The organism is Parabacteroides sp. AM58-2XD (assembly GCF_003463685.1).
Lineage (GTDB): Bacteria > Bacteroidota > Bacteroidia > Bacteroidales > Tannerellaceae > Parabacteroides > Parabacteroides segnis.
On record NZ_QSDP01000035.1, the window covers coordinates 23573 to 40274 of the forward strand.

Annotated in this window: 14 protein-coding genes; all 14 read right to left on the reverse strand. The window is 42.9% G+C overall.

Annotated elements, in window-relative coordinates:
* Positions 1–18: 18 nt before the first annotated feature.
* The 14 genes from DXA15_RS26285 to DXA15_RS26315 all read right to left on the reverse strand — a co-directional run bounded on the left by DXA15_RS26285 (position 19) and on the right by DXA15_RS26315 (position 16695).
* Positions 19–1692, reverse strand: coding sequence for a SusC/RagA family TonB-linked outer membrane protein (locus tag DXA15_RS26285; protein ID WP_233567142.1), 1674 nt, complete (start codon positions 1690–1692; stop codon positions 19–21).
* The gene (locus DXA15_RS26290) at positions 1689–1964 is read right to left on the reverse strand and encodes a hypothetical protein (RefSeq protein ID WP_233567144.1); all 276 of its coding nucleotides are present in this window, start codon (positions 1962–1964) and stop codon (positions 1689–1691) included. Before DXA15_RS26290 ends, DXA15_RS26285 begins: the two co-directional genes overlap by 4 nt.
* The gene (locus DXA15_RS26295) at positions 1961–3130 is read right to left on the reverse strand and encodes a SusC/RagA family TonB-linked outer membrane protein (protein WP_233567146.1); all 1170 of its coding nucleotides are present in this window, start codon (positions 3128–3130) and stop codon (positions 1961–1963) included. Before DXA15_RS26295 ends, DXA15_RS26290 begins: the two co-directional genes overlap by 4 nt.
* Positions 3131–3141: 11 nt before the next feature.
* Positions 3142–3366 (reverse strand): STN domain-containing protein, encoded by a 225-nt coding sequence (locus DXA15_RS26300; RefSeq protein ID WP_233567147.1) that lies wholly within the window; start codon positions 3364–3366, stop codon positions 3142–3144.
* A 276-nt stretch (positions 3367–3642) separates the two neighbouring features.
* On the reverse strand, positions 3643–4896 hold the full coding sequence (locus DXA15_RS10530; protein WP_128133992.1) for a FecR family protein: 1254 nt from the start codon (positions 4894–4896) through the stop codon (positions 3643–3645).
* 24 nt (positions 4897–4920) lie between these two features.
* Complete coding sequence (locus tag DXA15_RS10535) at positions 4921–5475, reverse strand: RNA polymerase sigma factor (RefSeq protein WP_233567148.1); 555 nt, start codon at positions 5473–5475, stop codon at positions 4921–4923.
* A 284-nt stretch (positions 5476–5759) separates the two neighbouring features.
* Positions 5760–6965 (reverse strand): Gfo/Idh/MocA family protein, encoded by a 1206-nt coding sequence (locus tag DXA15_RS10540; RefSeq protein ID WP_128133994.1) that lies wholly within the window; start codon positions 6963–6965, stop codon positions 5760–5762.
* A 58-nt stretch (positions 6966–7023) separates the two neighbouring features.
* The gene (locus tag DXA15_RS26305) at positions 7024–7344 is read right to left on the reverse strand and encodes a hypothetical protein (RefSeq protein WP_233567149.1); all 321 of its coding nucleotides are present in this window, start codon (positions 7342–7344) and stop codon (positions 7024–7026) included.
* Positions 7345–7469: 125 nt separating this feature from the next.
* Entirely contained in the window at positions 7470–8045 is a 576-nt protein-coding gene (locus DXA15_RS26310) for a hypothetical protein (protein ID WP_233567151.1), read from the reverse strand.
* A gap of 15 nt (positions 8046–8060) precedes the next feature.
* Positions 8061–10346 carry a family 20 glycosylhydrolase gene (locus tag DXA15_RS10550; protein WP_128133995.1) on the reverse strand — a complete coding sequence of 762 codons (2286 nt, stop codon included), beginning with the start codon at positions 10344–10346 and terminating at the stop codon, positions 8061–8063.
* Between the two features lie 90 nt (positions 10347–10436).
* Positions 10437–11615 (reverse strand): sialidase family protein, encoded by a 1179-nt coding sequence (locus DXA15_RS10555; RefSeq protein ID WP_128133996.1) that lies wholly within the window; start codon positions 11613–11615, stop codon positions 10437–10439.
* 83 nt (positions 11616–11698) lie between these two features.
* The gene (locus tag DXA15_RS10560) at positions 11699–13201 is read right to left on the reverse strand and encodes a RagB/SusD family nutrient uptake outer membrane protein (RefSeq protein ID WP_128133997.1); all 1503 of its coding nucleotides are present in this window, start codon (positions 13199–13201) and stop codon (positions 11699–11701) included.
* 12 nt (positions 13202–13213) lie between these two features.
* On the reverse strand, positions 13214–16222 hold the full coding sequence (locus DXA15_RS10565) for a TonB-dependent receptor (RefSeq protein WP_233567153.1): 3009 nt from the start codon (positions 16220–16222) through the stop codon (positions 13214–13216).
* Entirely contained in the window at positions 16219–16695 is a 477-nt protein-coding gene (locus tag DXA15_RS26315) for a SusC/RagA family TonB-linked outer membrane protein (protein ID WP_233567155.1), read from the reverse strand. Before DXA15_RS26315 ends, DXA15_RS10565 begins: the two co-directional genes overlap by 4 nt.
* Between the last annotated feature and the right edge of the window lie 7 nt (positions 16696–16702).

Below are 16702 nucleotides of genomic sequence, written 5' to 3' on the forward strand. Positions count from 1 at the left end.
GAGTTTTACGAAATTAAATTAAAATGTAGCTGATACGCCGAAAATCACATTTCTGGGAAGCGGATAACGCCCTGCATCTTTTCCTCCGAATTCGGGATTCGCACCAGAATATTTTGTAAAATAATGAAGATTATTTCCGGTTACATTCACTTTCAGGTTCTGAAAAATTTTATTCATAACACCTGTAAGCGGCAATCTATAGCCCAACGTAAGCTCTCTGATGCAAAGGTAATTACCTGATTCATAAAATTCAGAATTCATCATACCCAATCCATACCAATCGCCACCTCTCCACAAGTTATAATCTTCATTCGGTATATACACCGGAAGTGCTGCTACGTCTCCTTGATTTTTCCAGCTCTTGTCGATCATTTCCTGCGGTATATTGAGGTTACCTGCCCAGCGTCCACAAAGGAAGATCTTCTGTTCGTTAAAGATAGTATGTCCGGTCATATAGTCCATACGCAGGTACAAATCGAAATTCTTCCAACTCCAGGAGCTTGAAATACCGCCTGTCCACTTCGGATACGTATTACCCATATAACAAATATCTTTCTCATTGATTTCGCCATTTCCATCGGCATCATACCAGCGAGTATCACCACCGTATTTGGTCTTGTCTTCATATGGGTCCATCATATCAACCACAGGGTCAGCCTTCGCTTCCTCATCGGTAGCATAGATTCCCAACGACTTCCAAGCAAAGAGATCACCGATCCGGCCACCTTCCTGAAGACCACCTACCCAGTCGTAATCATTGATTTCCGGATTCCAAGCATAATAACCTCCTACCCGGTTTCTTTCCACTCCGTTTTCCGGGAGTTTACGAATTTTGGTTTTCACATGAGAAGCGTTGAAACCTAACTCCCACTGTAATTCGGATTTTTTCGGCATTACCTGCACCTTTACCTCGACTTCGATACCCCGGTTATTCAGGCTACCGTAGTTCGTAGTAATCACATCAAAACCGGACGACAAAGGCATCGGCAACTGCGTAACCAAATTATCGGTCCTACGATTGAAATAATCGAAAATAACATCCACACGTTGATCAAACAAACCGACATCCACACCGACATCGAATGTTTTTGATTCTTCCCATTGCAAATCTTCATTCGGCAAAACCGTATTCGCAATTCCGTTTACCCACATATACCTTCCCTGGCCAACAGAGTATTCACCCTGCGCCGTATACGGTCCCATACCGGTAATATTACCATTGACACCATAACTACCTCTCAGTTTCAAACGGAAAGCATCTGCATTCATATCTTTCCAGAAAGCTTCTTCATGTACATTCCATCCGAGAGAAGCGCCGGGGAAGAATCCCCATTTATGCTCTCTACCCAGCATGGAAGAAGCATCGTAGCGGGCATTCACCGACAACAGATAACGCTGTTTGTAGTTATAATTGATTCTTCCGAAATAACCCAGCATAATCTGCTTCGACAAATTACTGCTCATATGCTTGTAATTGGAAACCGCATTCAACGTCGGTATCAAGTCGGTCAACGCACCATCTCCACTGGCCGACATACCGTAGCTCGACTTGAAATAGTAGGAATAACCAGCCATGACATTCAGATGATGATCTGTAAAGTCTTTATTGTATGTCAATACGGCATCAGCCTGTGTCTGCCACCATTTAGAATAACTGGCACTAGCCGGGCGCACAGTATTCAGGTTGTTCACACCATCTTGTAAGAGGGAGTAAAGCTATAACTATCCGCAGCTTCTTTCCAGATAGAGAATGTCGGCGCGAATGTCAAGCCCGGAATAATCTCCCAGTTTCCATCGAAGATAAACGTAATATTCTCATCGCTATTCTTATTGGTATTTCGATGCAAATGATAAGCCGGGTTTCCGTTCCCTTTGATACCGGGAGAAAGTGTACCGTCTTCGAAAGTATATTTCGTTGTCGGCGCCTGTCCGATAGCACGAGCAAAGATACTTGTTTCATTCACACCATTATTGGTATATTTACTGTAGGAAGCACGTCCGCCAACCTCAGGTTAGAACGCAATTTCACTTCTCCACCTAAGTTAAATGTCAAACGATCGTAATGAGTGGTGATAACGGTACCCTCATTCGTCATATAGCCTGCACTGGCATTGAAAGTAGCCGTTTCGGAACCACCCGAAATGTTGACATTATGATTGTGTGAAACACCTGTACGGAACAACACGTCCTGCCAGTCCGTTCCTTTGAAGATGATCGTTTTCGACGGATCAACCGGGTCGGGCATACTTTCCCATCCTTCGTTCAACTTATGCTGGTTTTCCGGAGTCAGATATTGTGTCGTATAGGTTGTATTCGCTGTCAGGTCGTTACCTGTACCGGCACCTGTAGCCGTATAAAGATCATTCAGGCCGAATCCCCAGCGCTGATCGGCAATCTGATGTCCGATACGGCTATAATAGATATAGTCGCGAGCAGATGCCATATCATATCTCTTTCCTACTTTGGAAAGTGTAAGGTCATATTTATAAGTGATACTGGTTTTCCCGGCTTTACCGGTTTTCGTTGTAATCAGAACAACACCGTTTGATCCGCGTGCACCATAGATGGCAGTGGATGCGGCATCTTTCAGTACCTGCATAGACTCGATATCATCCGAATTAATACCATCAATGTCGTTGCGGATCACGCCGTCTACGATATAAATCGGATCGGCGCCATCGGGGTTATTGATAGAGGTACCGCCACGCACAATGATACGGGGGCTTGCACCCGGCTGTCCGGTCGTTGACTGTACTCTGACACCGGATACGGTTCCTTGCAACGCTGTAACAAGGTTGGCATAAGGTACGCTCTCGAGCGCCTTCGTATCCATTTTGGAGACAGAAGTAGTCAATGTAGCCCTTGACTGTGTGCCATATCCAATGACAACGACTTCATCCAGAACTGTATTTAGCTCCAAAGTGACATTCAACATGTTTTTTCCGTTTACAGCTACTTCGCGTGCCTGCATACCCACAAAAGAGAACTGCAATACAGCATTCTTAGGTACACCGCGCAACTCAAAACGGCCGTCCAGGTCGGTAATGGTACCATGCGTCGGATTAGCTTTCTCCACAACAGTTGCTCCGATAACAGGTTCTCCTGCTTTATCCTGAACAACGCCTGTCACATCAATGCGCTCTACCTGCGCAACCGCGGGCAGTTGAACGGAATTCGAATTGTTTTTGCTGCAACGCCGATGAACACCTGACGGTCGTCGATCGAATAAGCGTTTCCGGTTTGCAGCAATACTTGATCGAGTATTTTATCGATCGTCTGGTCTTTCACATTAATACTGACTTTTTTCTTTAGGTTAACCGCCTTGTCACTATAGAAAAAAACATACTCGCTATTTTTTTCTATCATTTGAATACTTCTTCCAGGGTATTGTTGTCTGCTTCCAAGGTTAACAAAGTGGACTGCGAATAACTGCTTGCGGCATTCGCGAAACATATACCTGCTATGAAGAATAGGTTTATCAGTTTCATAATCCGAATAAATCTACTAAAAACGGCATGCGTATGGCTGCCTTTTAAATTATTTATCATACATTTGTATTGATTTAAGTTGATACTCTGTGAAATTTTCAATTTGAATCATGCCGGATAATGTAGGGGTATGTTATCCGGTTTTTTATACTCTTTACTCCATAGGCTTGCTGTTTAAGGGGGTTACGCTAAAATAATAGCAATCATCTTGTTTCACGAATTTTACGGGAATCATCTTGGTTAATCCATTCAAGATTTTTTCCATATCATCCTTCAAATCCAGTTTACCCGAGCAAGTCAGGCGTTCCAATTCCGGCTCCCATCGGATCGGTTTTCCATAATAATCCGACAATCGCTGCAATATGACAGACAGACGTTCTTTTTTATATTGCAACAAACCGTCTTTCCAGGATATATAATCATATACATCTACAGTCTGAATGTCCACATCACCGGTCGATGTGCACCGGAACCGCTGATTGGGAATCAACTCGGCTTTCCGACCTGTTTCCGTACGAACATGAACGGAGCCTGTCACTAATACGACATCATCCGTCTTTTCATTACCATACGACTTGACATTAAAGGAAGTACCCAACACCTCGACAGCCATCCGGTCTGTTTTCACAACAAAGGGATTACCTTCGTTGCGGGTTACGTCGAGAAAGACTTCGCCATCTACATAGATCTCCCTCTTATCGCCTTTGAACGATACGGGAAATATGACATGCGACCCGGCATTAACCCAAAGTTTGGTGCCGTCGGACAGCAACAAGGTGGAATGTTTGCCTTTAGGCACGATCAACTGGTTATAGGTGACTGTCGCCTCTTTCTCTTCTTTATTGTCAACTGCCTTTTTATCCTTATTTCCTTCCATCACCGTCTGGGAATTGACCTTTATTTCTCCTTTATCGTCATATTTGACATCTGTATTGTCTTCTTCAAATCTCATTTGTTTGTTGTCCGACAACACCAAACAAATCTCTGATCCTGGCTGTACATTCTTCTCTTTTTTGAAAGCGGCAATCATATCAATCATATTATCTCCCTGCCGGTTGCTTTCATAAAAGAAATAGAACGATACACCCAGCAAAATGAAAACACATGCCACAGCCGAGAAACAGGCGGCATAAAGCGTCCGTATTTTTTTCTTTAGCGAACTTTTATTTTCTATTTCTATTTTGCTCCACAATGCTTCTTTTTCTTTACGAAGGAGTTTTTCTTTGCGGGAGTTCACCACTTCGATAAAAAAAGCTGCTTCTTCAAAATCCTGAGCCGACAGGTTACCGCTTTGTATCAGAAAATCCCAAAACTCGCGGCTCTCCTGTGTAGGATGCAAGATAGATGATATGAAATAATCATCCTGCAATAATTCATCTACTGTATATTCCTTATATTTCTTCTCCATCTTGTTTATCCAATAATCAGTTTATCAAAAACGAACAAATATATCATTATGCATGAGTTCTCTAATCTTCAGAATAGAGCGATGAACCAGGTTACGAACGGATTGGTTGTTCATGTGCATCAACTCGCCTATTTCGTCGTACGACATTTCTTCTACATAGCGATAATAGATCACTTCGTTTTGCTTGGGCGACAAGACCTGCAAAAGTTTTTTCACCCGGGCGACATTATTGCTGGCAGCTTCGTTTTTCAAGTACTGGTCTTCTACGGAATATTCCGTTTGAAAAACAGGTTCTATTGTCTCTATCTGATAATATTCAACACTTTTTTTGAACAGATCGAACAGTTCGTTTTTCAACGATACAAAGAGGTAACTTTTTATATTATTTACTTTCCTTTGTTTGGAACGATCTTTATATAGAGAGATAAAAACCTCCTGAATACAATCTTTAACCGACTCGCGGTTGGTGGTAAAGTGCATGCCGTAAGCGAACAAGTCGTCTATATACAGATTGTACAACTCTGTATATGCACGGTCGTCGCCTTTAAGAAAGCGCTTCCATAGACTATCTATGTGCATCTGGTCGCTCATTTTCCTTTATTTATTATACAGACTTTAATATTAAAAAATTGTACTCAATTTCTTACTGAAATTTTTCAAATTTTATATCCAACAGGGGAAATAAGTCAGGGAACTGCCTACATTAGCCATTCCTTAGGAGTAGAGTATCACTGGAGGCAGAATTTACATAAATGCAGCCGATCTGTCACAGACTGGCTGCATCGGTTATCACACAACTCTATAGCATGAAAAAAAATGTAAAAATGTATTACTCAGAGTCTATTTTATAAATGTGGAAATGTTTAATCGAATACTGGTATCTTCAATAACTCGCCGTCGTGCATAGCCGATTTGTGGGCAATGATACCAGGGATGGTGTAAGCCAGCGCTTCATGTACATCGACCCCGGGCTTGCGGTTTTCCACAAGCGAGCTAATGAACTCGTGGGTAATGAAACAATGCGAGTTGCCGTGTCCGCTGATATGGCTGATCTTTCCGGGCAGGCCAGTCTTCCAAAAGGGCTTCATTTCGACAAAGTGCATTTCGGGTTCGTCGACAACGAAGCCACCTTCATCTTTACCCTGCATTTCGCTGGAGACTACCTGATGCGAACCCAGGCCTTTATATTCGGAATAGTAACTCATTTTGTCGCCATGCCATTCACCTCTTTCAACGCCTACCAGCGCACCTCTCCAGCATACCTCGCCCATGAAGGAGTTGCCCTTGTCGGTGCGGAAAAGTGCAGTCTCATTCCAGAAGGGATTATTAAAAGGGTTGTTGTTCAACAACGGGCTTCCATCGCCCCAACCGTTGCAGGTTACGCTTCTCAGCCTTTCTCCGGTGACGGCAATCAGGAAAGAAGTAACATGCGTAGGATATAGCATAGGTGGAAGGCCATGTCGCCAGGTCGGTTTCTTGTTGTCGTCGAAATACAAGGTTTCCAGACCGGGATGATAGTACTGAGCCGCACTGCTGAAGATGTTTCCGAACTTGCCCGCGCGATAGAACTCCTGTGCCATCATGGTTTCTTCGCGGTAGGTGGTTGTTTCAGCCATCATATAAGTGAGTCCAGAGCGTTTCACGGCTTCAAACAACTGATGGCATTCTTCTTCGGTCATGGCGGCCGGAACAGCACAGAGCACGTGTTTGCCGGCCTTCAGGCACTGGATCGTGTGGCGCACATGGTCAGGTGCCGGGGTGAAAAGGGCTACGGCTTCGACTTTGGGATCGCGGAGCAGTTTCTCCAGTGATTCGTATGATTTTTTACATTGGTAGACTTCCATCAGCTTGTTTCTTCTTTGAGTATCCAAATCACTCACAGCCTCAACGATGCAGTTGGGGTGTTCATGGAAGAAGAAACCTAAACCGAAATTGCCACCAACTACGCCTAGACGGATTTTCTTATCCGAAGCGAGTGGTTTGGCAAATGCGAAATGTGGCGAAACGCACATGGCTGTTGTGGCCAGTCCGAACTGGCTTATAAACTGTCGTCTGTTTATCTTTTCCATATTCTTTTATTTATTTAAAAATGTGTTTTAAATGGGTATTAAATAATTCGGTCAGCAATTAAAGTTTGGCTTTTTTGATTAACAAGTGATCCATCATGGCATTATAATAATTTTTGTTGTCGCATAGCGGATAGATGACAAAGTGCTTTCCATCGGTTGCATCGGCAAATGTATTGCGACCCGTTTCGGTATCTATGAATATATTTACTCGTTTGAAGCCCAGCCGGTTGATTTTACCACAGGCATATCCGGCACACCATACGCCGAAAGGATCCCAGGCAAGCCGTCCGGTATCGGTTCCGAATACGTATAAGGCACGGGTTACGATGTCTTTGCGTTCGGTGTCTACCTGTTGCAAGCCGGCGCCGCATACGAGCAATCCGCCTACATCGTTTGTGAAAAAGAGTATCGGATAGGGCCAATGCTTGCTGATATAATCTGCCGCCGTACGGGCTGCGGGGGCAAACCAGATGTTGTTGCAACGCCCTTCCGGATAGGTAGCACCTACGACGTAGAGTTGTCCGCATTTTCTTTTGACGAGTTCCTGGCCCGTAAGCCGGAGTATTCGTCAGGTTCACTTTTCAGCAGGCACTCGATGTTGGTGGTGTAGCCGGTTGTAACGATATCGACCGGGGTATCGCTTTCGGCGAGTATTTTGCGGTACATTTTTACAGCTTCGCAGGAATTCACCTTGCCATCGCTATATTCGGCCATCAGATCCCAGTAGGGTGATTCTTCAGGCGGGTTGGCTACCGCGCTTTTACCTATCAAAACATCGGGCTTGCCTTCGTGAAGGAGAAAACCGCGTAAAGCATCGAGGTTATTGGGACCGTTTACGGAAAAGGCTACTCCTTGCAGGTCAATGATACCGTCGTCGTCGAGTGCTGTTGCGATCCGCAGGGCACAAGCGTCGTCTACATCGGTACACATGTCGACGTCGACGATCATTTTTTTATGGGGAGTTGTATTCTGGAAGAGTTCGTTCGGATTTCTGTTTATATTCAAATCCGTCTGACTTCCGTCGGTTTGGCAACTTCCCAACAGGGTGGCTGCCAATAATAGTTTATATATGTGCTTCATGGTTTGTACAAAATTTTAATTGCTTTTTATCCACTCGCCACCGGAAGGCGGAAGGTATTGAAAATCGATTGGGTACCAGCAGGTGGCAAATCCTTCTTTCAAGCGGTTGGAAAACACGAGGTCGAAGGCATGAACACCTTTTTCGAGGGCGATTTGCGTCTTTTTCTCGTAAAAGCGAGAAGAGATGGGATTACAGATTAATAGTTTCCCTGCAATCCACAACTCATCCGCGTTCGATTTAAAAGTGTAAATACCCGTCTCTGGTACTTCGATTTCGCCGGAATAGCATGCCAATCCGGGAGTTTTGAAATCGAATTTATTGTTATTATATGCAGCAAAAGAGTTTATTATTGTATCTGTTTCGTATACGGCTTTTGCAAAATCGTTATGATCCTTAAAAAGGCCGTTTGCCTGCTGAAGGCGGATTCGTCCGTTGCAAATACCGTCAATAGCGGGTATAGGTGTTTGCTTTTTAACGTTTATAGTGCGTATCGGACTAAGTTTGCCGCTTGCTGTCTTTGTACAGACTTTCAGTGTACACGGCTGGTGCAGTACTAACCGTTCCGGCAAAGAGGGAGCATGCATGTCGGGAGTTGCTCCGTCCGTCGTATAGACCATAGGCAGGGAACGGCTGTTTTTAAATTCCAAAACGACAGAATCTCCAGTAAAGACTTTGTTGGTCGTCAACTCTCCTTCCGGAAGCGGAATGTGGTAATTGATGCCTTTTAAATCCAAACGGACCTGCATGTTTTCCAGACGGCGTAGGAAGTCGTCCCAGTTTTTCTTTTCGGGTGTTGTCCAGGCTGTTTCCGCCAAAGCCACGGTCCGCGGATAGAGCATGTATTCCAACAGCTCTCCGGAGGTCGTCCATTCACTCCATAAGCATGCTTGGGTACCGATTACATGTTTTCTTTTGTCGGGAGCTAATTCTTTTGGAAGCGGCTCGAATTCATATACGTCTTTCAAGTAAGACTGTCCGCCCATAGCAGCCGGCTCTACTTCATCGGCGCCTTGTGCAGCACATAGGTAAAGCCCGTCGGCCATGGAGGCCATAACAACATCATGGCCTGTGGCTGCGGCCTTGGCTCCGCATTCAGTGCCTTTCCAGCTCATCACGGTTGCATCTTCAGGTAATCCGCCTTCCAGAATTTCCTCCCAACCGATCATGCGTTTACCCAACGTACCGGAAATAAAACGCTCCATCCGCTTGATGGCATAGCTTTGTAATTGTTCTTCTACAGAATGCTCCGGAGTTGGGCGGAGGTTCAGCCTTTGGGCTAACGCTTGGCAACGGGGGCATGTTTGCCAATATCTCTTAACGCATTCGTCTCCTCCGATGTGCAAATAGCGGGCTGGAAATAGTTCGGCTATTTCCGTCAATACATTTTCCATAAAGGCGAACACGGAGTCGTTGCCTACACAAAAGACATTCTCTTCATAGCCAAAGACCTGTTCACTTTTAAAAGGTCCGCCACTGCACGACAATTCGGGGAAAGGAACCAGGACCGACAAACTGTGTCCCGGGAACTCTATCTCGGGTATCACTTCTATATGATGACGGCCGGCATAGGCTACCAGTTCTTTTATATCTTCTTTTGTATAATAGCAAGGTCCGTATAACTCTTCATTATATGTTTCCTGTACGGCAGAATATTCAACCAGTTGCGGATACTTATCGATAGCAATACGCCATCCCTGATTATCCGTCAGATGCAAATGCAGACGGTTCAGTTTAAGCATAGCCATCACGGATATCTGTTTTTTCAGTTCTTCCACGGTAAAGAAATGGCGGCTCACGTCTATCATCACTCCTCTGTAACTGAACCGTGGATGGTCTGCAATTTTAACAGCAGGAACAGATAGTTTCATTTTCAATGGTTTCACACTTTCGATTTCTGCCGGTAAGAGTTGGAAGAATGTTTGTATAGCATAAAACATACCCTTTTCTGTGGCGGCCGAAAGTGATATTTGCCGGTCGTCTACTTCTATTTCGTATCCTTCTTCTCCCAGGTTTTCATTCGTTTTGAACCTAATGCAATTATTGGAAGAGTTATCCGAAAAAGAGAGTTTATATCCGCTTGCTTCTTCCAGCTTATTCATTAATATAGAGGCTTCTTTTTCCCAATCACCATTTTTCAGTGATAAGGTGGTCGAGTTGCTGATAGGAAAGACGCCTTGTCGAACTTCCAGCTGTAAGGGTTCCGGTATGATATGTATTCCGGAATTGTACACTTTATCTTCCACAGAAAGATGGCAGGATATGAAAGAATAAAAAAACAGATATACGAAGTATCTTTTCATTTTGAGTTATATCTTACATGTTAGGAGTTATAAAGCGGAGGGAGGTCTGTCGACCTCTCCCCCTCTTAATTTAAGCAGAAAATCAATATGCTATTTTTTCTTTGGGTCTACTTCCAGGATCGTACCTCCTATATAACGCTGACCGTCGTCTCTCGTTATATAGTAAACGACCAACACTCTGTTGTTATCCAATACGACCGGCCACGAATAGCCCACGTCTGTACCAGGCCCGTTATCATCACGAAGCACGATTTCCTCTGCGGTTGCAAAGTCCGTACATTCTGCATTTAAAATCCGGGCCCGTACGCCACAGGGTTTCTCCCGGTAACCGTATGTCAGAAACACGCGATCGTCCGGTAGCCTTACAGCCGCCAGTGGATGTCCGTAAAAACCCATAGGTTGCCATTTGAACGTTTTTCCACCGTCTGTAGAGCGAGCGATGCAGGCCCGTGTTTCCGGGTTCTCGGTACGTATGAATGCGACTATATCACCTTTCGGTGTTTCATAAACTGAAGCTTCATTAAAGATGAATTTCTCATGAGTCGCCACGATACTTGCGTATTGCCAGGTCAACCCTTTATCGTCCGAATAAAGCAGATGATTAGATGTTTTTGTAAGCGGGTAATCATCCATGGCTGCTACTACCCAAAAAATTCTTCCGCTTTCACCTTCATACAAGGCACCTCTGTTATAAGCTGATAACGGGTTTCCCATTGGGTCTTTATAAATTCCATCTTTCACTGCGATAGGATAGATCGGTCCTTCCCATGTCTTGCCATTATCAAAAGAACGCATAATATAACCACCCATGGCTACCCATCCTCCTTCGTGGTAAACAGGTTGTTTCAACTTCGCTATCGCATCCTCTCTGAGGTGTGTCCAACCGTAACTCGTACAAAGCAACGTTCCGTCTCTCAGTTTCAACAGACAGGGATCCTGGGATCCGCCAAAAGGATGTGCATAAATTAATTCGGGATTTTTTGTCCAAGTTTCACCATCTTTGGAGCGGACCATCACTAAATAACTATTCAAATCGGTATGCGTCGGATATGGTTCTCCCAACATAACCCTGTTGGGTGCACGACGAAAAGCGACCAGATAGTCATCACCGCTTTTTACAACAGAAGGAAATGCGACGTAAAACTGCGGGTCGTCGTATACAACCACATCTTTTATTTTTCGTACTCCCGACTGTTTACTCAGATCTTTTGCCAGCATATTGCCTGAAAAATAGGATAAGGCAAATAGTATTACTAGAAATATTCTCATCTTTTTAGTATTTGTTTTGTATTATAGACTTCAATAATAAAATTTTGTACTCAATTTATATTTGAGAATTTTATTATTATGAGTTAGTCATCATATCCCGGGTTTTGTTTTACCATGGGTTCTTTACTCAACAAATCATCACTTATAGGGAATAATTTCAGATAATCTTTTCCTTTCTTATTCTGAAGAGACGGAACTAAATCGAACGCTTTGTCAAAACGTAATAAATCCCACCATCTTTTACATTCAAAGGCAAACTCCAACAAGCGTTCTTTCAGAATCACTTCATCATTATATTCTTTTGAACCGCTGACAAAAATATGTTTGTCAAAATTCTCTCCATAAGCTCTTTTTCTTATCTGGTTAATTTCATCGGAAGGATCCATACCCAGAGCATTTTTCGCTTCCGCCATCATCAACAAGACATCTGCATACCGATAAAGAATAACATGGCTCATAAAGTATCTGTGCCCGGCTTCAACCAATCCTTTACCCTTCATACACACGCTTTGATAATATGCCCGGTTACCGTCCTCATCATAGGTATATATTTCATATAACGTGCCAGCCTTTCGGGTATCATCGGGATCATAAGAATCGATCAGTAATTTCGTCGGGGCAGTAAGTGACTGTCCACCACCTGTTGGGAAAATCGTGTTTTTCGTTTCCTCATCAATATTCCCCGGAACGCCAGCCTGAATGATCCAGGTATGCCAATAAAAGTTATGATTTCTCTCGTCCTTCTGATAATGAGCACAAAACAGAAGTTCTGAGTTGAACTTATTACCAACATCAAATATTTTACTGAAATCAGCAATCAAATCAACTCCCGGTTGTTTAACTTCCTTCAAAGCATTCAAAGCAATTGTGAAATCCTTTTCCCCTCCATTCAGCCGTTTTCCCGTCCAAAGATAAACATCACCTTTTAAAGCATTTGCCGCAGGTTTATTCCAATAGATTCTTCCGCTGGCAGGCGCACCGCTATTAGGATGGTCGGCAAACAGTTCAATCGATTTATCAATATCACTTTTGATAAGTGTAAATATTTCTCCGACAGATGATCTCTCTTTATAAAGCACTTTAGGGTCTGTTCCCTCTACCGGTTCAGTACGAATAATCAAGTCTCCCCAGGAACGAGCCATTACATAATATGCATAAGCTCTCATCACATAAGCTTGTGCCAAATAATAGTTTTTATCTGCTTGGGAGTTAAAATTGATGCCATCCGCATATTTAATAATCAAGTTACACGAATTTATCAACGAATAGAAGGGTTTCCAAGAGGCTCCAACCGTTGCGGAAGTAAGCGTATTATTAAAATAAATATCATATCCACCGCTACTGCCTGCTGCATTCAAACCGGATGTTTCGGCACGGGATTCGCCCAATAAAAACAATTCTTCGTCAACCTCTCTCAAGTAGGTATACATTCCCTGAATTGCAGCCTTGACATCTTCTTCTGTTTTCCAAAATGAATTGCCACTGATAACACTTGGTAGTTCTACATCCAGCACATCACAACTTACTAATGAAGTAAACAAGACGGCTATTATTGCGTTTCTAATTATTCTGATTCTATTTTTCATAACGTCATGTTTTTAAAATGTAAGATTAGCTGAAAAAGTCACGTTTCTAGGCATTGCATAGCGTCCGTCGTCGGTTCCACCATCCTCGGGATTCAAGCCTTTATAACTCGTAATGTATAAAAGGTTACTACCTGTTACAGATACACGGACGTTACTGATTCTCGCTTTTTTAAATATTTCAGGCAAGAAAGAGTAAGAAAGAGTCACTTCACGGAAGCACAAGAAATTACCCTTTTCGTAATACATCGATCCAGGTCTTGCCCCCGTTGCATTACACTGTGTAAAATTACCTCTGTAGAAGCGAGGATAATCCGTCACATCTCCTTGCTGTTTCCAGGAATATTTTACAACATCTTGCGTCATATTGTTGTCTCCGAACAAACTGTAATCCAAAAACATCCTCGCCCAATTATAAATCGTATGTCCGGCTGTATAGTCTGCCCTTACATAGAAGTCGAAACCGCTGAACGACAAATTACTGGAAACACCACCCGTCCATTTCGGATATTGATTTCCCACATATATCCGGTCTTTCGAATCGATCTTACCGTCACCGTCTGCATCCAACCAATTTACATCACCTCCGAACTTTGTTCTGTCTTCAATAGTTATAAGCATGTCTTGCGGAGCTTTGGCAGCCTCTTCATCGGTTGAATAAACACCTAATTGTTTATATCCGAACATATCCCCCATAGTTCCTCCTTCCTGCAAGCCACCTTGCCAGGTATGTTGATTTTTTGATGCATCCCATACATATTCACCTCCGATACGATTGTTTTCCACACCATTTTCCGGTAACTCCAAAATCTTGTTCTTTACTCTCGATGCATTAAACCCGATCGTCCAACTGCCATCTTTCCCAAAACGGAGTACTTCGGCATTGATTTCCAGTTCTACACCTTTATTTTCGAGGCTTCCCAAATTAGTATAAACATCCCCCAGACCTGTAGATGGCGGTAACGTAAACATTGTAATCAAATGATCGGTCTTCCTTCTAAAATAATCAGCCGTAATATTCAGTCGGCTATTCAAGAATTTAAAATCACCACCGATGTCGAATGTCTTCGAACGTTCCCATTTCACATCATCATTTGCCGGGTAACTGATACGGATAGCGGGATTTCCAAAAAATGTTTGTCCCACACTATAATTACCGTCGGCAGCCCAATCGGCAAGTCCGTTGATATTACCGTTCACACCATAGCTGGCACGCAATTTGGCCTTCACGATTTTCTTCAATCCGTCCGGGTAGAAATTCTCCTGATCAATATGCCAACCTCCCGAAACTCCGGGAAAGAATCCATATCTATTATTACGTCCCAAATTAGAGGCTCCATCATAACGGGCGCTAAAAGATAACAGGTATTTGTTTTTGTAATTGTAATTAATTCTACCGAAATATCCCATCATCTTATGCGTAGAACTCGAACTTGAAGCCGCAGTCCTTTCCGCAATACCGTTCACAGTCGTAATATTATCCGTAGCCCCACCTCTACCAGCAGCCGTAATTGCATCGATAATACGTTCAGTATAATTTAATCCCAGCATAGCAGAAAAATGGTGATCCTCCCAAAATGTCCTCGTATAATCCAATACGGCATCCGCCTGGTAATGAGACCATTCATTATGATTAGCAGAAGCTTCTCTTGTCTTTACCTGTTGATTCGGTCCATTCCAATATGCCGGCATAAAACGATTTTTATCCGTATTCGTTTTATACAGGGCTATTTGAGGTTTGAAGGAAAGCCCCGGTAATATCGTCCAATCCGCCCCCAGAGATAGCGTATAGTTCTCCGATTTATCCGTATATTTCGCAATTGACATGGAATATAACGGATTACTCATACCCCATTGTGAACCGGGAGCATACGAGCCATCTTCAAAATAAATCTTGGCAGTCGGAGCCAAACTGGCATTTCTATAAAACGAAACAGCAGAGTTAAAAGGCGACGTGTGAGTTCTTGTATTAGAATAATACACTCTTCCTGTAACGTTCAAATTATCCAAAACCTTTACTTCACCATTAATATTGAAAGAAAAACGATTATAATCCGTTGCACGTAAAGTACCTTCGTTTTTCAGATAACCTATACCGGCCAAGAATTTTGCCCGTTCGGAACTACCACTCACTTCTGCATGATGATTATGGGAAAAGCCGGTGCGATAAGCCAAATCCGACATTTTATTATCTTGGAATATCAACGTCTGAGAAGGATCTATGGGGTCCGGCATGCTTATCCAACCCTCATTCAGTTTATGTCTGTTCGAATCATTCAGATACTGTGTTGTGAATGCTGTTTGATTCGTTAAATTATTTCCCGTACCATAGCCTTTTGCCAGTCCTAATTCACTGGTTGCATCCGGGAATTTATCCTGCATGACCATACCTGTACGATGCAAAGTCAAATAATCTTTAGCATTCGCCATTTCATATTTTTTTCCTATAGTCGATATGGTAAAGTCATATGAATAAGAAACCGAAGCTTTACCAGCCTTAGCCGACTTAGTCGTTACAATAACAACACCGTTCGATCCTTTTGCTCCATAAATAGAAGTAGACGCAGCATCTTTCAATACTTGTATGGATTCGATGTCATTGCTTGACAAATGATTGATGTCATCACGAGTAATGCCGTCGACCACATATAAAGGAGCAGCCCCGTCCGGATTTTGAATAGAAGTACCACCACGTACAACAATACGGGGTGCCTCACCGGGTTGTCCGGAAGTACTTTGTACCCTCACACCGGAAACAGCCCCTTGCAGAGCAGATGCCAGATTACCATAAGGCACGTTTTCCAGCACTTTATTATCAACCTTTGAAACTGACGTCGTCAACAATTCACGTGATTGCGTACCATATCCGATAACGACAACTTCATCCAAAGCCTGAAGATTTTCCTTTAGAGTAATATTAAACCGGTTTTTCCCTCTAACGGATATTTCCTGACCGTCATATCCGATATAGGAAACGAGCAAACTACTATTATTGCCTACTTTGAAAGAGAATCGACCATTCATATCCGTAATAGTTCCATTGGTCGTTCCTTCTCCGAAATATTGACACCGATAACAGGTTCGCCCCTTTCATCAACGACAACTCCGCTAACTTCTTTTTTTTCTGTTGATTTCGGAGTTTGCATGGAAGAAACAGTTATCAGAATCTTATTACCCGATATCTGATATTGAAGATGTCGTTTCGATAGAATATCAGTTAATACACTTTCTAGTGATCGTTCTTTCACTGATACTGTAACAAGGGCTTTTCCCGCAAGATCAGCATCCCGATAAGAAAAACGGTAAGTTGATTGCTTTTCTATTTCCCGAAAAAGACGAGGCAATGTGACATTCTTTAGTTTCAGGTTAACATTACCTGTTTGCGCATTCGCTGGTATAGTTGTTAAAAAGATAAAACTTAGTACAAGTAACAAGTTTGTTACACAAAAATTCGTACTTTTACGTTTTAACTTAATTAAGTGTTGAATAATATTCATAATAAAA

Coding starts and splice junctions, on each gene's coding strand:
- DXA15_RS10550 (WP_128133995.1), bottom strand. CDS start 10,346: ATGAAAAGATACTTCGTATATCTGTTTTTTTATTCTTTCATATCCTGC.
- DXA15_RS26310 (WP_233567151.1), bottom strand. CDS start 8,045: ATGAAGCACATATATAAACTATTATTGGCAGCCACCCTGTTGGGAAGT.
- DXA15_RS26300 (WP_233567147.1), bottom strand. CDS start 3,366: ATGATAGAAAAAAATAGCGAGTATGTTTTTTTCTATAGTGACAAGGCG.
- DXA15_RS10540 (WP_128133994.1), bottom strand. CDS start 6,965: ATGGAAAAGATAAACAGACGACAGTTTATAAGCCAGTTCGGACTGGCC.
- DXA15_RS10535 (WP_233567148.1), bottom strand. CDS start 5,475: ATGCACATAGATAGTCTATGGAAGCGCTTTCTTAAAGGCGACGACCGT.
- DXA15_RS10530 (WP_128133992.1), bottom strand. CDS start 4,896: ATGGAGAAGAAATATAAGGAATATACAGTAGATGAATTATTGCAGGAT.
- DXA15_RS10555 (WP_128133996.1), bottom strand. CDS start 11,615: ATGAGAATATTTCTAGTAATACTATTTGCCTTATCCTATTTTTCAGGC.
- DXA15_RS10565 (WP_233567153.1), bottom strand. CDS start 16,222: ATGAATGGTCGATTCTCTTTCAAAGTAGGCAATAATAGTAGTTTGCTC.
- DXA15_RS10560 (WP_128133997.1), bottom strand. CDS start 13,201: ATGAAAAATAGAATCAGAATAATTAGAAACGCAATAATAGCCGTCTTG.
- DXA15_RS26315 (WP_233567155.1), bottom strand. CDS start 16,695: ATGAATATTATTCAACACTTAATTAAGTTAAAACGTAAAAGTACGAAT.